At 67.6% G+C, this 658-nt stretch carries 1 protein-coding gene; it reads left to right on the forward strand.

All coding sequences use genetic code 11. The features are described 5' to 3' along the window. The coding region (locus AWZ10_RS45285) for an acyltransferase domain-containing protein (RefSeq protein WP_159058608.1) at window positions 1-658 on the forward strand (658 nt) is incomplete at both ends.

Genomic DNA, 658 nt, shown 5'->3' on the forward strand with positions numbered 1-658 from the left:
CGGTGTTCGTGTTTCCGGGGCAGGGGTCGCAGTGGGTGGGGATGGCGGTGGGGTTGTTGGATTCCTCGCCGGTGTTCGCGGCTCGGTTTGCGGAGTGTGGGGCTGCTCTGGAGGGGTTTGTTGAGTGGTCGTTGGTGGATGTGGTGCGGGGGGTGGAGGGTGCGCCCGGGTTGGACCGGGTGGATGTGGTGCAGCCGGTGTTGTGGGCGGTGATGGTGTCGTTGGCTGCGTTGTGGGAGTCGTTCGGGGTGCGGCCGGCTGCGGTGGTGGGGCATTCGCAGGGTGAGATTGCTGCGGCTGTGGTGGCGGGTGCGTTGTCGTTGGTTGATGGTGCGCGGGTGGTGGCGTTGCGGTCGCGGGCGATTGTGGCGTTGGCGGGTCGTGGGGGGATGGTGTCGGTCGCGCTGGATGCTGAGGGTGCGGCTGGTTTGGCGGGGCGTTGGCCGGGTCGGGTGTCGGTGGCGGCGGTGAACGGGCCTACGTCCACTGTGGTGTCGGGTGATGCGGACGCGCTGGACGAGCTGATGGCGTTCGCGCAGGAGTCCGGTGTTCGGGTGCGGCGGATCGAGGTGGATTATGCGTCGCATTCGTCTCATGTGGAGTTGATCGAGGGGGAGTTGGGGGAGGTTTTGGCGCCGGTGGTGGCGTTGGAGCCGTC

Source organism: Streptomyces europaeiscabiei, assembly GCF_001550375.1.
GTDB classification, from domain to species: domain Bacteria; phylum Actinomycetota; class Actinomycetes; order Streptomycetales; family Streptomycetaceae; genus Streptomyces; species Streptomyces europaeiscabiei.